Genomic DNA, 15,920 nt, shown 5'->3' on the forward strand with positions numbered 1-15,920 from the left:
TTTAATTGGGCGCGCCGACCGGGTGGCCGGGGTACCCCGGGGACGGCGTCCGCCAATCCCAAATTCCTTACTCGGTCAGTGTCATTCCGAGGTCGATCGCCAGCTTCTTGGCGGCGTCCAGATCGTCCGCCGCAGCGTTTCCTCGCAGAGCGAAGGAGATTGGCACGTCCGCGCTATCCAGCGTCTGGAGCATGATTCCGACTCCGACGAAGGGAGCCGTGTCCGGCAGCAAGCTGGCGAGGCGGGAAGCCCAGTACTGCGGCTGCCTCATCCACGACAGGCCGGTGCGGGCGGTGTCGACCAGGAGAATCGTCGGTTTGGCCTCAGCCTGCTTGATCTTCTGCGGATCGCTCAGCACGGCGACCACTTGAGCCTCGACGTCCTGGAGGTGTCCGGACAGCTCGAAGCCGTCCTCCACAACGACGGACGATCCGGCCTCGGCGGGAGCCTCGAACACGCGGACGGTGAGGTCCAGCTGCGGAGTGGCCGACCAGGACCGCTCCAACTGGGTGACCGTCGCCCCCCATGCTCCGTTCCGAACACGGTTGACCGTCTCCTCGACGATCGCCTCGCGCACGTCCTTCTTTATCTCAAGGGGCCGCTCGCGGCAGACGAGATGGACTATCGCGGGGAGCCCGGCCTCGTCGAGGGCGGCTGTCAGCTCGTGCTCCAGGTCCTGCAAGCCGTTGAGGCGGCGAGCCTTCACCTCGATGCCCAGGTTCGCTTCCCGCAGGAGCAGGTCAGGCTCGGGGCGCCCACCCCGAGTGCCGAAATCGAAGGGAATCCCAGCGCGGGCAAGCTTCGCGCCGGCCACGAGCTCGGCACGGACGATCATGAGATCGTCGTCCACCTTGGCCCTGACGAAGTCTCCTTTCGGCTGTCCGAGATGCAGTGGCTGGGCCGCCTCCAGTGTCCCGATGATGTCGTCGAACGCCTGCAGGATCGACCGGCGGAAGCTGGTGGGGTGATCGCTCTCTTCAGCAGCGTCGAACAGCGTCCGCAGAGGATGGGTGGCAGCGGTGCCACCCATCCAAGCCGTGAGTGAGGGGAAGAGGCTGGACTCGCTCATCTGGTGCCCTTCGGGATCATGCCGGAGGTTCGTCACTGCTCGGCAACTGAGTCAGGCTATGTCCGCTGCACGAACGATCGCAGTGAGTTTTGACCTCAGCTGGCACCCAGGCCATCCGCCCTCTGCACCGCCGTAGTTGGCTGACTTGACTTAGTGCAGAGAAGCTTCGTCCTCCGCAACCGCGTCATCGCCGCCCTCACCCGCGGCACCGTCGTCGTCGAAGCCGAATACCGCAGCGGCTCCCTCGTCACCGCCCGCGCCGCCGCCCGCCTCGGCCGCCACACCATGGGCGTCCCCGGACCCGTCACCAGCGGCCTCTCCGCCGGAGTCCACGAACTCCTCCGCGGCGAGGCCACCCTCGTCACCGACGCCGCCGAAATCCTCGAACTCGTCGGCGACATCGGACAGCTCGCCCCACCCCGCCGCGGCCCCGTACTGCCCCGCGACCTCCTCGCCCCCGACACCGCCCGCATCCTCGAAGCCCTCCCCGGCCACCACCCCGCACCCCTCGCCGACATCGCCGCCCGCGCCGGCACCCACCCCGACCACGCCCTCGCCAAGCTGTACGAACTCCACTCCCTCGGGTTCGTCGAGCGGCATCAGGACGACTGGCGGTTGACGAACAGGCCGACAGAACCGCCGAACACCCGGCATGGCGGTCCTTGACCCGGAGCATTCGGGTGAAAAGGTGAAGGAGATGAGCAATCGAGTTCACTCGGCCGCACCCGAGGGGCCGACCCGTGCCCCTGCCCCCGTTCGAAGGTGTGGGCGACGGCAGCCACCCGCACCGGCGCGATCCACCGCCGTTCGCGCACCGCGACGGCCCACTCACGCTACGCTCACGAGAATCCACCGCCCGACGACCGGAACGACCCCTTCGCACCCGACAGCAGAACGGCTCAAGGCGACGCATGCCCCAGCACACCTCCGGGTCTGACCGCGCTGCGGTGCCCCCAGCAGCCCGGGGCGCCGTGCGACCGCCCGCGCCGACCTCACTCGACGAACTGTGGCGCTCCTACAAGGACACCGGCGACGAACGCCTGCGGGAACAGCTGATCCTGCACTACTCGCCCCTCGTCAAATACGTCGCCGGCCGCGTCAGCGTCGGCCTCCCCTCCAACGTCGAACAGGCCGACTTCGTCTCCTCCGGAGTCTTCGGACTCATCGACGCCATCGAGAAGTTCGACGTCGAGCGGGCCATCAAGTTCGAGACCTACGCCATCACCCGCATCCGCGGCGCCATGATCGACGAACTCCGCGCCCTCGACTGGATCCCCCGCTCCGTCCGCCAGAAGGCCCGCAACGTCGAACGCGCCTACGCCACCCTCGAAGCGCAGCTGCGCCGCACCCCCAGCGAACCCGAGGTCGCCGAGGAGATGGGCGTCACCCTCGAAGAACTCCACTCCGTCTTCAGCCAGTTGTCCCTGGCCAACGTCGTCGCCCTCGAAGAACTCCTGCACGTCGGCGGCGAAGGCGGCGACCGCCTCTCCCTCATGGACACGCTTGAGGACACCGCCGCCGACAACCCCGTCGAGGTCGCGGAGGACCGCGAACTGCGCCGGCTCCTCGCCCGCGCCATCAACACCCTTCCCGAACGCGAGAAGACCGTCGTCACGCTCTACTACTACGAGGGCCTCACCCTCGCCGAGATCGGGCACGTCCTCGGCGTCACCGAGAGCCGTGTCAGCCAGATCCACACCAAGTCCGTCCTCCAGCTCCGCGCCAAACTGGCCGACGTGGGCCGCTGACACCACCCCGCCCCGCCGCCGTACAGTGGAGCCGTGCCAAGGATTCGAGCGGCCTCCGTGGCCGAGCACCGGACGATGCAGCGCGCCGCCCTGCTGGACGCGGCGCGCTCCCTGCTGTCCGAAGGCGGAACGGAGGCGCTGACCTTCCCCGCCCTCGCCGAGCGCACGGGCCTGGCCCGCTCCTCGGTCTACGAGTACTTCCGCTCCCGCGCCGCCGTGGTCGAGGAACTCTGCGCGGTCGACTTCCCTGTCTGGGCCGCCGAGGTCGAAGCGGCCATGGCCGCCGCCGGCACCGCCGAGGGCAAGATCGAGGCGTACGTCCGCACCCAGCTCGCCCTGGTCGGCGACCGCCGCCACCGCGCTGTCGTCGCCATCTCCGCGAGCGAGCTCGACGCGGGCGCCCGCGAGAAGATCCGCGCCGCCCATGGCGGCCTGATCACCATGATCGTCGCCGCCCTCACCGCCCTCTCCCGCCCCGAGCCCCGCCTCGAAGCCATGCTCCTCCAGGGCATCGTCGACGCCGCGGTCCGCCGCACCGAACTCGGCGCGGCCGAGGACCCGACGACAATCGCGAACGCGGCGGTGTCCATGGCCCTCGGCGCCATCCGCGGCGCCTGACCCTTTCCTGGGCCCTCCCCCTCCCTCCTCCCCTCCCGGCCTCAGAAGTCGCTCACTCCGGCGCGCGCCCCCACACCGGCAGCAGCCGGGACGGCCCTCCGCCCAGCAGTCTCAGCGGGTTCAGATAGGTGTCGCCGCGTAGGAGGCCCCAGTGGAGGCAGGTGCGGGGGCAGTGGGTGCCGTCGGTGACGTGGGCCAGGAGGTCGCCCTGGCGGACCGTGGTGCCGGCGGGGACCAGGGGGTCCACCGGGACGTAGGTCGTGCGCAGGGGTGGGTCGCCCGTGTCCGGGAGGGTGAGGACCAGGACGCCCTGGCCGCCGACCGGGCCGGCGAAGGTGACGGTGCCGGCGGCCGGGGCGCGGACCGGGGTGCCCGGTGGGGCGGCGAGGTCGACGCCGCGGTGCCCGGCGGCGTACGGGCCCGGTGGGGGCTCCCAGCCGCGCAGGATGGCGGGGCGGGGCGGGCCGACCGGCCACACCGTCGTGAGAAGGGTCAGCAGGGTGAGCAGGGTCATCGGAATCTGATGCATGACGGCAGGTTGCCCGGGCCACCGACCCCATGACCGGCATCGGCGGAATCTGTGGACAACCGCCGGGTTGTGGACAACGGCGTCACCCGGCGCTCCCCGGGTCCCGTACACTTTCCATGGCGACCCGGGTCACCGGGTCGACTTCGCACGCCCCGCCACCAGTCCCTCGTGACGGGTGGCAGCGCCTTTCGGTCCCTCGTGGCACGGCGCGCCGGGGCGTCAGGAACACAACCGAGAAACCAAGGAGATGGCCATGGCCGTCGTCACGATGCGGGAGCTGCTGGAGAGCGGCGTCCACTTCGGTCACCAGACCCGTCGCTGGAACCCGAAGATGAAGCGCTTCATCTTCACCGAGCGCAACGGCATCTACATCATCGACCTGCTCCAGTCGCTGTCGTACATCGACCGCGCCTACGAGTTCGTCAAGGAGACCGTCGCGCACGGCGGCTCCATCATGTTCGTCGGTACGAAGAAGCAGGCCCAGGAGGCCATCGCCGAGCAGGCGACCCGCGTCGGCATGCCGTACGTGAACCAGCGCTGGCTGGGCGGCATGCTCACCAACTTCTCGACCGTCTACAAGCGTCTGCAGCGCCTCAAGGAGCTCGAGCAGATCGACTTCGAGGACGTGGCCGCCTCCGGCCTCACCAAGAAGGAGCTCCTGGTCCTCTCCCGCGAGAAGGCCAAGCTGGAGAAGACCCTCGGTGGTATCCGCGAGATGCAGAAGGTGCCGAGCGCCGTCTGGATCGTCGACACCAAGAAGGAGCACATCGCCGTCGGTGAGGCGCGCAAGCTCCACATCCCGGTCGTCGCGATCCTCGACACCAACTGCGACCCCGACGAGGTCGACTACAAGATCCCGGGCAACGACGACGCGATCCGCTCCGTCACCCTGCTCACCCGCGTGATCGCCGACGCCGTCGCCGAGGGCCTCATCGCCCGTTCCGGCGCCGCGACCGGCGACCAGAAGCCGGGCGAGAAGGCCGCGGGCGAGCCGCTCGCCGAGTGGGAGCGCGACCTGCTCGAGGGTGAGAAGAAGGCTGACGAGGCCGCTCCGGCCGCCGCCGAGGCCGAGAAGCCGGCCGAGGCCGCTGCCGAGGCCCCCGCCGAGGCTCCGGCCGCGGACGCCGAGCAGGCCTGACCCTTCCGGTCCCTCAGGACTCGCGGGTGACGACGGCGGGGGCCCACGAAGCCCCCGCCGTCCACCCGTGACCCGCCCGATCTTTCAGACTTCGAGAGAGAAACAGACTCATGGCGAACTACACCGCCGCTGACGTCAAGAAGCTCCGCGAGCTCACCGGCGCCGGCATGATGGACTGCAAGAAGGCCCTGGACGAGGCCGACGGCGACGTCGACAAGGCCGTCGAGGCCCTGCGCATCAAGGGCCAGAAGGGTGTCGCCAAGCGTGAGGGCCGCTCCGCCGAGAACGGCGCCGTGGTCTCCATCATCGCCGACGACAACACCTCCGGTGTCCTGGTCGAGCTGAAGTGCGAGACGGACTTCGTCGCCAAGGGCGAGAAGTTCATGGCCGTCGCCAACGCGCTGGCCGCCCACGTCGCCGCCACCTCCCCGGCCGACATCGAGGCCCTGCTCGCCTCCGAGATCGAGGCCGGCAAGACCGTCCAGGCGTACGTCGACGAGGCCAACGCCAACCTCGGCGAGAAGATCGTCCTCGACCGCTTCGCGCAGTACGCCGACGGCTTCGTCTCCGCGTACATGCACCGCACGATGCCCGACCTGCCGCCGCAGATCGGTGTCCTCGTCGAGTTCGACAAGGAGAACGCCGAGGTCGCGAAGGGTATCGCGCAGCACATCGCCGCGTTCGCCCCGAAGTACCTCGACAAGGACGAGGTCCCGGCCGAGGTCGTCGAGTCCGAGCGTCGCATCGCCGAGGAGACCACCCGCGCCGAGGGCAAGCCCGAGGCCGCGATCGCCAAGATCGTCGAGGGTCGCGTGAACGGCTTCTTCAAGGACGCCACGCTGCTCGGCCAGCCCTACGCGCTGGACAACAAGAAGACCGTCCAGAAGGTTCTGGACGAGGCCGGTGTCACCCTGAAGCGCTTCACCCGCATCAAGGTCGGCATCTGAGTCCGTACGCAACGGACACCGGACCCCGGTAGGGTCTGAGGCAGCCGCCCGCGTTCGCGCCGGACGGCCGCAGATCTGACGAGGAGGCCATTGCCGTACGGGAAACCGCAAGGACCCCAGGGCAATGGCCTTCTTCGTATGTGCACGAGGAGATCTCCATGAATCAGGGCGCCGCACAGGGCGACGACAACAACGGCAAAAAGGCCGGCCGCTTCATGCTGAAGCTGTCCGGCGAGGCTTTCTCCGGAGGCACCGGCCTCGGGGTCGACCCGGATGTCGTGCACGCCATCGCGCGCGAGATCGCCGCGGTCGTCCGCGACGGCGCCCAGATCGCCATCGTGATCGGCGGCGGCAACTTCTTCCGCGGCGCCGAACTCCAGCAGCGCGGCATGGACCGGGCCCGCTCCGACTACATGGGCATGCTCGGCACCGTGATGAACTGCCTCGCCCTCCAGGACTTCCTGGAGAAGGAGGGCATCGACTCGCGCGTGCAGACCGCCATCACCATGGGGCAGGTCGCCGAGCCGTACATTCCGCTGCGCGCCGTACGGCACCTGGAGAAGGGCCGCGTGGTCATCTTCGGCGCCGGCATGGGCATGCCGTACTTCTCCACCGACACCACCGCCGCCCAGCGCGCCCTGGAGATCGACGCCGAGGCCCTGCTGATGGGCAAGAACGGTGTCGACGGGGTCTACGACTCCGACCCGAAGCGCAACCCGGACGCGGTGAAGTTCGACGCCCTGGAGTACGGCGAGGTGATCTCCCGCGACCTGAAGGTCGCCGACGCCACCGCCATCACCCTGTGCCGTGACAACAACCTGCCGATCCTCGTCTTCGAACTGCTCGCCGAGGGCAATATCGCGCGCGCGGTGAAGGGTGAGAAGATCGGCACGCTCGTGAGCGACCAGGGCACCCGGGCCTGACCCGAACCGGGAACCCGCCCCGCGGCGGGGACGGACGGCCTCCGTGAGGGGGACGGTCCCCGCGAGGTGGATGGACAGAGCCCTGCCGGTCGTACACCGTGCAGGACACAACGCGACGACACGCAGGAGCAAGTGGTGATCGAAGAGACCCTCCTCGAGGCCGAGGAGAAGATGGAGAAGGCCGTCGTGGTCGCCAAGGAGGACTTCGCCGCGATCCGCACCGGCCGTGCGCACCCGGCGATGTTCAACAAGATCGTGGCGGACTACTACGGTGCCATCACCCCGATCAATCAGCTGGCGTCGTTCTCGGTGCCGGAGCCGCGCATGGCCGTGGTGACCCCGTTCGACAAGAGCGCGCTGCGCAACATCGAGCAGGCGATCCGTGACTCGGACCTCGGCGTCAACCCGAGCAACGACGGCAACATCATCCGTGTGGTGTTCCCCGAGCTGACCGAGGAGCGCCGCAAGGACTACATCAAGGTCGCCAAGGGCAAGGCCGAGGACTCGAAGGTCTCGATCCGCTCGGTGCGCCGCAAGGCCAAGGACTCGATCGACAAGGCCGTCAAGGACGGCGAGGTCGGCGAGGACGAGGGCCGCCGCGCGGAGAAGGAGCTCGACGACCTCACCGCGAAGTACGTGGCGCAGGTCGACGAGCTGCTCAAGCACAAGGAAGCCGAGCTTCTCGAGGTCTGATGAACGACTCATCCTGGAGGTCCCCGGCCGGATCCGGCTTCGGAGGACCCGACCAGGGGCCTGCCCCGGCGGGTCCCGCTCACGAATGGCGGCAGGCGGCGCAGACTCGGCCCATGCCCATCGTGTCCGACGTTCCCGCCGGCGACAACCAGGACGATCACGACCGGGGGGCCGCTCTGCCGAGCGGTCCCCTGTTCCGTGACGAGACGCCGCACGAGCACCCGCAGCACGAGCACTCGCAGTACGAGCACCCCGAGTACCGGCATCCTCGGTACGAGCATCCGCCGCACGAGTATTCGCAGGAGCCCATGTCCAGCCCCTCCTCGCCCGCGCCCGCTCCTTCGCCCCGGCAGCAGCCGCGGCAGAAGAAGAGCGCGGGCCGTGACCTGGGCGCGGCGATAGGGGTCGGCCTGGGACTCGGCGCGGTGATCATCGCGTCGCTGTTCATCTGGAAGCCGGCGTTCATCGGCGTGATAGCGGTGGCCGTGGTGGTCGGGCTGTGGGAGCTGACCTCGCGCCTGCAGGAGCGCAAGGCCATCAAGGCGCCGCTGGTGCCGCTCGCGGTCGGCGGCGCGGCGATGGTCGTCGCCGGATATGTGCGCGGGCCGGAGGGCGCGTGGGTGGCGATGGCGCTCACGGCGCTCGCCGTTCTCGTGTGGCGGATGACGGAGCCGCCCGAGGGCTATCTGAAGGACGTCACGGCGGGTGTGTTCGCCGCGTTCTACGTGCCGTTCCTGGCCACGTTCGTGGCGCTGCTGCTGACCGCGGACGACGGGCCGCAGCGGGTGCTGACGTTCCTGCTGCTCACGGTGGTCAGCGACACCGGCGCGTACGCGGTGGGCTGGCGGTTCGGCAAGCACAAGCTGGCACCGCGGATCAGCCCCGGGAAGACCCGGGAGGGGCTGCTCGGCGCGGTGGCGTTCGCGATGGCGGCGGGCGCGCTGTGCATGCAGTTCATGATCGACGACGGCACCTGGTGGCAGGGGCTGCTGCTCGGCCTGGCGGTCGCGGCGAGCGCGACCCTCGGCGACCTGGGCGAGTCGATGATCAAGCGCGACCTCGGCATCAAGGACATGGGCACGCTGCTCCCGGGCCACGGCGGCATCATGGACCGGCTCGACTCGCTGCTGCCCACGGCGCCGGTGGTGTGGCTGCTGCTCGTGCTGTTCGTCGGCAGCTGACTGACCCACGCTCTCGTACGAAGGGCCCGTGGCCCGCACGTCTGGTGCGGGCCACGGGCCCTTTCCGTCCTCCGGTCGGTTCCCCGGTCCGTCCTCCGGGTGTCAGCGGTCCGGATTGATCCCTGCCGCGACGGACTTCACCCGGGCGACCTGGACCTTCACCGCGTGCTCCACGTTCTCGTCCTGCGCGCCGTTGGTATAGACGTGGGACACGACCGTGCCGATGCGCATGATGATGTGGCAGCGGTCGCCGTCCCGCATCGCCTCGGTCTCGTCGGCCCCGGAGTCGATGGTGAGCGGCTGGGGCGGGGTGCCGTTCTCCGCGCTCCGCTTCCGCCGCTGCTCCGCCAGATCCTTCATCGCCCCGGCGGCCTGGTCCGTCGTGGCGAAGGTGAAGAGGGTGAATTCCAGGCGCGTCTCGTCCGACCCGCGTGCCTCCATCTCCTTCTTCCCCGCGGCCTGGATCCCGGCGCAGGACGACTCCGTCTCCTTCGAGCACTCGGCGAGCGCCTCGCCGTCCTGTATCACCGCGGCGTCGTCGCCGACGAAGATGTCACCCACGCCGGACTCGACCGGGAGGGCGGAGAACAGACCCGTCGCGTCGATCGAGGCGGGAGACGCCCCGGTGCTCGCCGCCGCGGTGCTCCCCGCCGCCGTGCCTCCCGCGCCCGCGCTTCCCGCCGTCGAGTTCCCCTCCCCGCACGCCGCCCCCGTGAGTGCCAGCACGGCCGCGACGGCGGCCCCCCGTACAACAGCCTTCACCGAACTCCTCCGACCACCCGATCACGGTCCGGCCGCGACACGACCGGACACTTGGCATGATCACTTAACCTCACGGGTCGTTGATCAACAACTCGCGTCCGGTCGCCGCCGGGAATCCGTCTGCGACACTGGTACCACCATGCCCAAGCCCGGAGAACTCACTTTCGTCGCCCCGCGCGGAGCCAAGCAGCCCCCGCGGCACCTCGCCGACCTGTCGCCCGCCGAGCGCAAGGAGGCGGTCGCCGCGATCGGCGAGAAGCCGTTTCGCGCCAAGCAGCTGTCCACGCACTACTTCGCGCGCTACGCGCACGACCCGGCGGAGTGGACCGACATCCCCGCCGCGTCGCGCGAGAAGCTCGCGGGGGAGCTGCTGCCCGATCTGATGTCGGTGGTGCGGCACATCTCGTGCGACGACGACACCACCCGTAAGACGCTGTGGCGGCTGCACGACGGCACGCTCGTGGAGTCGGTGCTGATGCGCTACCCGGACCGGGTGACCATGTGCATCTCCTCGCAGGCCGGCTGCGGCATGAACTGCCCGTTCTGCGCGACGGGGCAGGCCGGTCTCGACCGGAACCTGTCGACGGCGGAGATCGTGCACCAGATCGTCGACGGGATGCGCGCGCTGCGCGACGGCGAGGTGCCGGGAGGCCCGGCGCGCCTGTCGAACATCGTGTTCATGGGAATGGGCGAGCCGCTCGCCAACTACAAGCGCGTGGTCGGCGCCATCCGCCGCCTCACCGACCCGGAGCCGGACGGGCTCGGCCTGTCGCAGCGCGGGATCACCGTGTCGACCGTCGGCCTGGTGCCGGCGATGCGGCGGTTCGCCGACGAGGGCTTCAAGTGCCGGCTCGCGGTGTCGCTGCACGCGCCGGACGACGAGCTGCGCGACACGCTCGTGCCGGTGAACACCCGCTGGAAGGTGCGGGAGGTGCTCGACGCGGCGTGGGAGTACGCGGAGAAGTCGGGCCGCCGCATCTCCATCGAGTACGCGCTGATCCGCGACATCAACGACCAGGCGTGGCGGGGCGACCTCCTCGGCCGCCTCCTCAAGGGCAAGCGGGTGCACGTCAACCTCATCCCGCTGAACCCGACGCCCGGGTCCAAGTGGACGGCGTCCCGCCCCGAGGACGAGAAGGCCTTCGTCGAGGCGATCGCCCGCCACGGCGTGCCGGTCACCGTCCGTGACACCCGCGGTCAGGAGATCGACGGCGCCTGTGGACAGCTGGCCGCCGCCGAACGCTGACCTTGTAGTCTGACCTCGAACACATCTTCATATTCCGACAGGGGAGCGCCACAGCGCTGAGAGTGCGGTCACCGTAGGACCGCAGACCCTCTGAACCTCGCCCAGGTCATTCTGGGTAGGGAGTTCGGACGTAACTCGAGCTGTTGCGCCCTGCCCACGCCCGGTCCGCCCGGCGCGGGCAGGGCCGCGTCTCTTCCTGGTCACACCCAGGAGGACATTCACGTGAACACCAAGAAGGCGGCAGCCGCCGCTCTCGTCGCGGCGCTCGGCGTCGCGACCCTCGCCGCGTGCGGCACGGACGACGTACGGGAAGCGGGCGGCAAGACCGACCAGCCGATGCCCAAGACCGTCACCCTCGTCAGCCACGACTCCTTCGACGCCTCCAAGGAGGTGCTCGCGGAGTTCACCAGGCAGACCGGCCTCACGGTCAAGATCCTCAAGAGCGGCGACGCCGGCGAGGCCGTCAACAAGGAGATCCTGACCAAGGGCTCCCCGCAGGGCGATGTCTTCTTCGGCGTGGACAACACGCTGCTGTCCCGCGCCCTCGACAACGGCATCTTCACCTCGTACGAGGCACAGGGCCTGGACCGGATCCCGGCGGCGGTGCAGCTCGACAAGGAGCAGCACCGGGTCACGCCGGTCGACTCCGGCGACATCTGCGTCAACTACGACAAGCAGTACTTCGCCGACAAGAAGCTGGCGCCGCCGCAGACCTTCGACGACCTGCTGAAGCCGGAGTACAAGGACCTGCTCGTGGTGGAGAACCCGGAGCGGTCCTCCCCGGGGCTCGGCTTCCTCCTCGGCACGGCCGCGAAGTACGGCGACGACGGCTGGCAGGACTACTGGAAGAAGCTCAAGGCCAACGGCGTGAAGACCGTCGACAGCTGGGAGCTCGCCTACGACCAGGAGTTCTCCGGCTCGGCCGGCGGCAAGAAGGCGAAGGCCGACCGCCCGCTCGTCGTCTCGTACGCCTCCTCCCCGCCGGTCGAGGTGCTGTACGCGGAGCCGCAGCCGAAGGTCGCGCCGACCGGTGTGTCCACGGGCACCTGCTTCCGGCAGATCGAGTTCGCGGGCCTGCTGAACGGGGCGAAGAACCCCGAGGGCGGCAAGAAGCTGATCGACTTCCTCATCTCGAAGAAGTTCCAGGACGACATGCCGCTGAAGATGTTCGTCAACCCGGTGGCCAATGACGCGACGCTGCCGGAGTTGTTCACCAAGCACGGTGTGGTGATCGACAAGCCGGAGACGATGGCGCCGAAGAAGATCGCCGACAATCGTGACCAGTGGATCCAGCAGTGGACCTCGCTCGTCGTGAAGTAGTCCGCGTCAGCCGTACGCTCCGGGGGAGCGCGGCGGGGAGCGCGACGCGGCTGGGTCTCATGCTGCTGCCCGTCGCGTTCTTCGCGGTGTTCTTCGCCTGGCCCGTCGCCTCCATCGTGGAGCGCGGGCTCAGGCCGGACGGGCGGTGGGAGTTCGGCCGGTTCGGCGAGACCCTCGCCCGGCCGGAGATCCTCGACGTCCTGTGGTTCACGCTGTGGCAGGCGCTCGCGTCGACGGCGCTGACCCTGCTCGTCGCGCTGCCCGGCGCGTATGCCTTCGCCCGGTTCGACTTCCCCGGCAAGCAGGTGCTGCGGGCCGTGGTGACGGTGCCGTTCGTGCTGCCGACGGTGATGGTGGGCACGGCGTTCCTGGCGCTCGTCGGGCGGCGCGGGCTGCTCGACGACTGGTGGGGGCTGCGGCTCGACACCGGCGTCTGGGCGATCCTCCTCGCCCATGTCTTCTTCAACTACGCGGTCGTCGTCCGCACCGTCGGCGGCCTCTGGTCGCAGCTCGACCCGCGCCAGGAGGAGGCCGCGCGGGTCCTCGGCGCGTCCCGGTGGCGGGCCTGGCGGACGGTCACGCTGCCCACGCTCATGCCGTCGGTGGCCGCCGCCGCGCTCATGGTGTTCCTGTTCACCGCGAGCTCCTTCGGCATCGTGCAGATCCTCGGCGGCCCCGCGTACTCCACCCTGGAGACCGAGATCTACCGGCAGACCGCCGACCGGCTGCAGCTGTCCACGGCCGCCGTGCTCACCATGGTGCAGTTCGTCGCCGTCGGCACGGTCCTCGCGGTGCACGCGCGCGTGGTACGGCGCCGGGAGACGGCGCTGCGCCTGGTCCCGGCGGAGCGCACCGCGCGCCGGCCGCACGGCCCCGGGCAGTGGGCGCTGCTCGGCGGGGTGCTGCTGTCCGTCGCGCTGCTGATCCTCGCGCCGCTCGCCGTGCTCGTGGAACGCTCGCTCGCCACCTCCGACGGCTACGGCCTCGACTACTACCGGGCGCTCGGGCACGTCGACGAGGGCGGCACCTTCCTCGTCCCGCTGACCGACACGATCGTGAACTCGCTCCAGTACGCGCTGGCCGCGACCGGCATCGCCGTCGCCATCGGCGGGCTCGCCGCGGCGGCGCTCACCCGGCGGGCGGGACGGGGCGTGGGACGGGGCGTCGGACGGCTGGTGCGCGGCTTCGACGCGCTGCTGATGCTGCCGCTCGGGGTGTCCGCCGTGACCGTCGGCTTCGGGTTCCTCATCACGCTCGACGAGCCGCCGCTCGACCTGCGGGCGAGCTGGATCCTCGTACCGCTCGCGCAGGCCCTCGTCGGGGTGCCGTTCGTGGTGCGGATCATGCTGCCGGTGCTGCGGGCCGTCGACGAACGGCTGCGGGAGGCGGCGGCGGTGCTCGGGGCGTCGCCGTGGCGAGCGTGGCGGGAGGTCGACCTGCCGCTGGTGCGGCGGGCGCTGCTGATCGCCGCGGGGTTCGCGTTCGCGGTGTCGCTCGGCGAGTTCGGGGCGACCGTGTTCATCGCGCGGCCCGACAACCCGACCCTGCCGGTCGCCGTGGCGCGGCTCCTGGGCAGGCCCGGCGAGCTCAACTACGGGCAGGCGATGGCCCTTTCGACGATTCTGATGGTGGTGTGCGCGGTGTCCCTGCTGCTCCTGGAACGGCTGCGCTCCGACCGGACCTCGGGGGAGTTCTGATGCTTTCGCTGACCGGCGCGACCGTACGCTTCGGGGACCGGGCCGTGCTCGACGGGGTGGACCTGGCGGTCGCCGAGCACGAGATCGTGTGCGTCCTGGGGCCCAGCGGCAGCGGCAAGTCGACGCTGCTGCGGGTGGTCGCGGGACTCCAGCCGCTCGCCGAGGGCCGGGTGCTGCTCGGCGGCGCCGACCAGGCGGGGGTGCCGGTGCACCGGCGCGGGGTCGGCCTGATGTTCCAGGACCATCAGCTGTTCCCGCAGCGGGACGTGGCCGGGAACGTGGCGTTCGGGCTGCGCATGCGGGGCGTGCCGAGGAGCGAACAGGGCGCGCGGGTCGAGGAGTTGCTCGACCTCGTCGGCCTCCCCGGCGCCGGGCGGCGGGCCGTGTCCGCGCTCTCCGGCGGCGAGCAGCAGCGCGTCGCGCTCGCCCGCGCGCTGGCGCCGCGGCCCCGGCTGCTCATGCTGGACGAACCGCTCGGGCAGCTCGACCGGGGCCTTCGGGAACGGCTGGTCGTCGAACTCCGCGCGCTCTTCGGGCGGTTGGGCACGACGGTGCTCGCCGTCACCCACGACCAGGGCGAGGCGTTCGCGCTCGCCGACCGGGTCGTCGTCATGAACGACGGCCGGATCGCCCAGTCCGGCCCGCCGGTCGAGGTGTGGCGGCGCCCCGCGTCCGAGTTCGTCGCCCGTTTCCTCGGCTTCGACAACGTCGCCCCGGCCACGGTGAGCGCCGCCGCCGCGGACACCCCCTGGGGCAAGATCCCCGTCCCGGACGGCTCCCCCCAGGGCGAGCGGCTCCTGCTGGTCCGCCCCACCGGCGTCCGCCTCACCGCCCCCGGCGAGGGCCTCACCTGCCAGGTGGCCTCCCGCACCTTCCGCGGCGACCACGTGGCTGTCACCCTCCGCCCGTCCGAAGGCCCGCCCCTGGAGGCGGAGTTCACGCTGCGGGACGCGCCGGAGGAGGGCGCGGAGGTGGACGTGGAATTCCGGGCGGAGGACGTGGTGGTCCTGGACGAGGGCCTGGTCTAGAAGCCGCGGTCGTACAGCGCCCGCAGCCATGGCTGCCGGACCTCGGGGCAGCGGGCCAGGGTGGCGCGGAAGGCCCGGTGGTCGGGCCGGAAGACGTACCAGGGGTGGTCCGGCAGCGGGTAGTCGTCGCGGAGCACGCCGTCCGGCAGAGTGCCCGACGCGGGGAGCGGCCAGGTCTCGCCGGGCAGGGCGAGATACGCCCACACGCCGTCGGGCAGCGGTACGGGCACGGTGCCGCCCGGCGGCCGCCAGGGCCCGCACGTCTCTTGGTCGTACGGTACGAGGGCGATGTCCAGGCCGTGGTCAGGCATCCCGGGGCCGGCCAGGCCCACGGTCTTCGTCGGCCCCCCGGCCGGGAGCAGGAGGTCGAGCGCCGGGCCGAACACCTCGGTGAGCAGGCCGTCGGGGAGTGCGAGCGAGGTGCCGCCCGAGGCGACGAGTACACGGGCCAAGGCGGCACCGGTCGCGGCCTGCCACACGTCACTCCAGCCGCCGGCCGGATCGAGCGGCGGCAGCTGCTCGAACTCCCGGGCAGGGACGGGGAGTCCGGTGGGTACCCGCCGTACCGCGTCCGGCTCGATCCACACCGCCTGCCACAGGCCGCAGTCGTCCACGCGCGAGGCCACGAGCAGCCCGCACCCCGCGCACGCCATGTTCGGCAGCTCCCCGGCGCACATGCCCAGACAGGAGTCACCGGAGTGCTCGGGGATCAGCACCGTGCCACGGACGTCGCCCGGTGCGACGACGATCCGGTCCCGGGCCCCGAAGGACAGCGGATAGACCGGCGCGAACAGCCCGCGAGCCGCCGCCTCCGCCTCCCCGATCTTCTCCCAGGGCCGGAACGGCGGCCCCGACGGCTCCGGATCCACGGCGTACGTGCCTGGCTCCATCAGCGGTGGCATCGGGCCGTGGCCGTACGAGAGATGGGCTTCCGCCGGAAGCGGGACCCGCGCCAGCGGCGCCGTCAGCTCCGCGCCGCACCCGGCGCACACGAACACATGCATCGCCCGGGATTTTTCCC

At 70.5% G+C, this 15,920-nt stretch carries 15 protein-coding genes, 1 pseudogene and 1 riboswitch; of the genes and pseudogenes, 12 read left to right on the plus strand and 4 right to left on the minus strand.

What is annotated here, in order from left to right:
• Positions 1-67 precede the first annotated feature (67 nt).
• Complete coding sequence (locus AB0C73_RS32790) at positions 68-1,069, minus strand: hypothetical protein (protein WP_362537047.1); 1,002 nt, start codon at positions 1,067-1,069, stop codon at positions 68-70.
• A 165-nt stretch (positions 1,070-1,234) separates the two neighbouring features.
• Between AB0C73_RS32790 and AB0C73_RS32795 the strand changes: the two are divergent.
• From AB0C73_RS32795 to AB0C73_RS32805, 3 genes and pseudogenes are all read left to right on the plus strand, one after another.
• Positions 1,235-1,735, plus strand: a pseudogene (locus AB0C73_RS32795) (DNA-processing protein DprA); the annotation flags it as partial.
• 245 nt (positions 1,736-1,980) lie between these two features.
• Positions 1,981-2,817, plus strand: coding sequence for an RNA polymerase sigma factor WhiG (gene whiG / locus AB0C73_RS32800; RefSeq protein ID WP_362537048.1), 837 nt, complete (start codon positions 1,981-1,983; stop codon positions 2,815-2,817).
• A 57-nt stretch (positions 2,818-2,874) separates the two neighbouring features.
• A complete protein-coding gene (locus AB0C73_RS32805) occupies positions 2,875-3,435 on the plus strand; it encodes a helix-turn-helix domain-containing protein (protein ID WP_362537096.1) in 561 nt (186 codons plus the stop codon).
• A 52-nt stretch (positions 3,436-3,487) separates the two neighbouring features.
• On the opposite strand, the gene AB0C73_RS32810 is transcribed toward AB0C73_RS32805, so the two are convergent.
• Complete coding sequence (locus AB0C73_RS32810) at positions 3,488-3,964, minus strand: M23 family metallopeptidase (protein WP_362537049.1); 477 nt, start codon at positions 3,962-3,964, stop codon at positions 3,488-3,490.
• Positions 3,965-4,217: 253 nt separating this feature from the next.
• On the opposite strand from AB0C73_RS32810, the gene rpsB reads away from it, so the two are divergent.
• The 5 genes from rpsB (at position 4,218) to AB0C73_RS32835 (ending at position 8,846) form a co-directional block, all read left to right on the plus strand.
• Entirely contained in the window at positions 4,218-5,102 is an 885-nt protein-coding gene (rpsB, locus tag AB0C73_RS32815) for a 30S ribosomal protein S2 (protein WP_362537050.1), read from the plus strand.
• A gap of 110 nt (positions 5,103-5,212) precedes the next feature.
• Complete coding sequence (tsf, locus tag AB0C73_RS32820; RefSeq protein WP_362537051.1) at positions 5,213-6,049, plus strand: translation elongation factor Ts; 837 nt, start codon at positions 5,213-5,215, stop codon at positions 6,047-6,049.
• A gap of 158 nt (positions 6,050-6,207) precedes the next feature.
• Positions 6,208-6,972, plus strand: coding sequence for a UMP kinase (gene pyrH, locus AB0C73_RS32825; RefSeq protein ID WP_362537052.1), 765 nt, complete (start codon positions 6,208-6,210; stop codon positions 6,970-6,972).
• A gap of 135 nt (positions 6,973-7,107) precedes the next feature.
• Positions 7,108-7,665 (plus strand): ribosome recycling factor, encoded by a 558-nt coding sequence (gene frr / locus AB0C73_RS32830; RefSeq protein ID WP_362537053.1) that lies wholly within the window; start codon positions 7,108-7,110, stop codon positions 7,663-7,665.
• Complete coding sequence (locus tag AB0C73_RS32835) at positions 7,665-8,846, plus strand: phosphatidate cytidylyltransferase (protein ID WP_362537054.1); 1,182 nt, start codon at positions 7,665-7,667, stop codon at positions 8,844-8,846. Before frr ends, AB0C73_RS32835 begins: the two co-directional genes overlap by 1 nt.
• A 102-nt stretch (positions 8,847-8,948) precedes the next feature.
• On the opposite strand, the gene AB0C73_RS32840 is transcribed toward AB0C73_RS32835, so the two are convergent.
• Positions 8,949-9,608 (minus strand): hypothetical protein, encoded by a 660-nt coding sequence (locus tag AB0C73_RS32840; RefSeq protein WP_362537055.1) that lies wholly within the window; start codon positions 9,606-9,608, stop codon positions 8,949-8,951.
• Positions 9,609-9,747: 139 nt separating this feature from the next.
• Between AB0C73_RS32840 and rlmN the strand changes: the two genes are divergently transcribed.
• The 4 genes from rlmN (at position 9,748) to AB0C73_RS32860 (ending at position 14,899) form a co-directional block, all read left to right on the plus strand.
• A complete protein-coding gene (rlmN, locus tag AB0C73_RS32845) occupies positions 9,748-10,854 on the plus strand; it encodes a 23S rRNA (adenine(2503)-C(2))-methyltransferase RlmN (protein WP_362537056.1) in 1,107 nt (368 codons plus the stop codon).
• A gap of 29 nt (positions 10,855-10,883) precedes the next feature.
• A riboswitch (TPP riboswitch) is annotated at positions 10,884-10,994 on the plus strand.
• 82 nt (positions 10,995-11,076) lie between these two features.
• Entirely contained in the window at positions 11,077-12,174 is a 1,098-nt protein-coding gene (locus tag AB0C73_RS32850; RefSeq protein ID WP_362537057.1) for a thiamine ABC transporter substrate-binding protein, read from the plus strand.
• Between the two features lie 59 nt (positions 12,175-12,233).
• The gene (locus AB0C73_RS32855; RefSeq protein WP_362537058.1) at positions 12,234-13,871 is read left to right on the plus strand and encodes an iron ABC transporter permease; all 1,638 of its coding nucleotides are present in this window, start codon (positions 12,234-12,236) and stop codon (positions 13,869-13,871) included.
• Positions 13,871-14,899 (plus strand): ABC transporter ATP-binding protein, encoded by a 1,029-nt coding sequence (locus AB0C73_RS32860; RefSeq protein ID WP_362537059.1) that lies wholly within the window; start codon positions 13,871-13,873, stop codon positions 14,897-14,899. Before AB0C73_RS32855 ends, AB0C73_RS32860 begins: the two co-directional genes overlap by 1 nt.
• Here the strand turns inward: AB0C73_RS32860 and AB0C73_RS32865 are convergent.
• Positions 14,896-15,903 (minus strand): hypothetical protein, encoded by a 1,008-nt coding sequence (locus AB0C73_RS32865; RefSeq protein ID WP_362537060.1) that lies wholly within the window; start codon positions 15,901-15,903, stop codon positions 14,896-14,898. The genes AB0C73_RS32860 and AB0C73_RS32865 overlap by 4 nt on opposite strands.
• Positions 15,904-15,920: the final 17 nt, after the last annotated feature.

Source organism: Streptomyces sp. NPDC048623, assembly GCF_040650755.1.
Taxonomy (GTDB): Bacteria; Actinomycetota; Actinomycetes; order Streptomycetales; family Streptomycetaceae; genus Streptomyces.

What these genes read in the sequence shown, in the direction of transcription:
- AB0C73_RS32790 (WP_362537047.1), bottom strand. Translation starts at nt 1,069, where the DNA reads ATGAGCGAGTCCAGCCTCTTCCCCTCACTCACGGCTTGGATGGGTGGC.
- whiG (WP_362537048.1), top strand. Translation starts at nt 1,981, where the DNA reads ATGCCCCAGCACACCTCCGGGTCTGACCGCGCTGCGGTGCCCCCAGCA.
- AB0C73_RS32810 (WP_362537049.1), bottom strand. Translation starts at nt 3,964, where the DNA reads ATGCATCAGATTCCGATGACCCTGCTCACCCTGCTGACCCTTCTCACG.
- rpsB (WP_362537050.1), top strand. Translation starts at nt 4,218, where the DNA reads ATGGCCGTCGTCACGATGCGGGAGCTGCTGGAGAGCGGCGTCCACTTC.
- tsf (WP_362537051.1), top strand. Translation starts at nt 5,213, where the DNA reads ATGGCGAACTACACCGCCGCTGACGTCAAGAAGCTCCGCGAGCTCACC.
- pyrH (WP_362537052.1), top strand. Translation starts at nt 6,208, where the DNA reads ATGAATCAGGGCGCCGCACAGGGCGACGACAACAACGGCAAAAAGGCC.
- AB0C73_RS32835 (WP_362537054.1), top strand. Translation starts at nt 7,665, where the DNA reads ATGAACGACTCATCCTGGAGGTCCCCGGCCGGATCCGGCTTCGGAGGA.
- rlmN (WP_362537056.1), top strand. Translation starts at nt 9,748, where the DNA reads ATGCCCAAGCCCGGAGAACTCACTTTCGTCGCCCCGCGCGGAGCCAAG.
- AB0C73_RS32855 (WP_362537058.1), top strand. Translation starts at nt 12,234, where the DNA reads ATGCTGCTGCCCGTCGCGTTCTTCGCGGTGTTCTTCGCCTGGCCCGTC.
- AB0C73_RS32860 (WP_362537059.1), top strand. Translation starts at nt 13,871, where the DNA reads ATGCTTTCGCTGACCGGCGCGACCGTACGCTTCGGGGACCGGGCCGTG.
- AB0C73_RS32865 (WP_362537060.1), bottom strand. Translation starts at nt 15,903, where the DNA reads ATGCATGTGTTCGTGTGCGCCGGGTGCGGCGCGGAGCTGACGGCGCCG.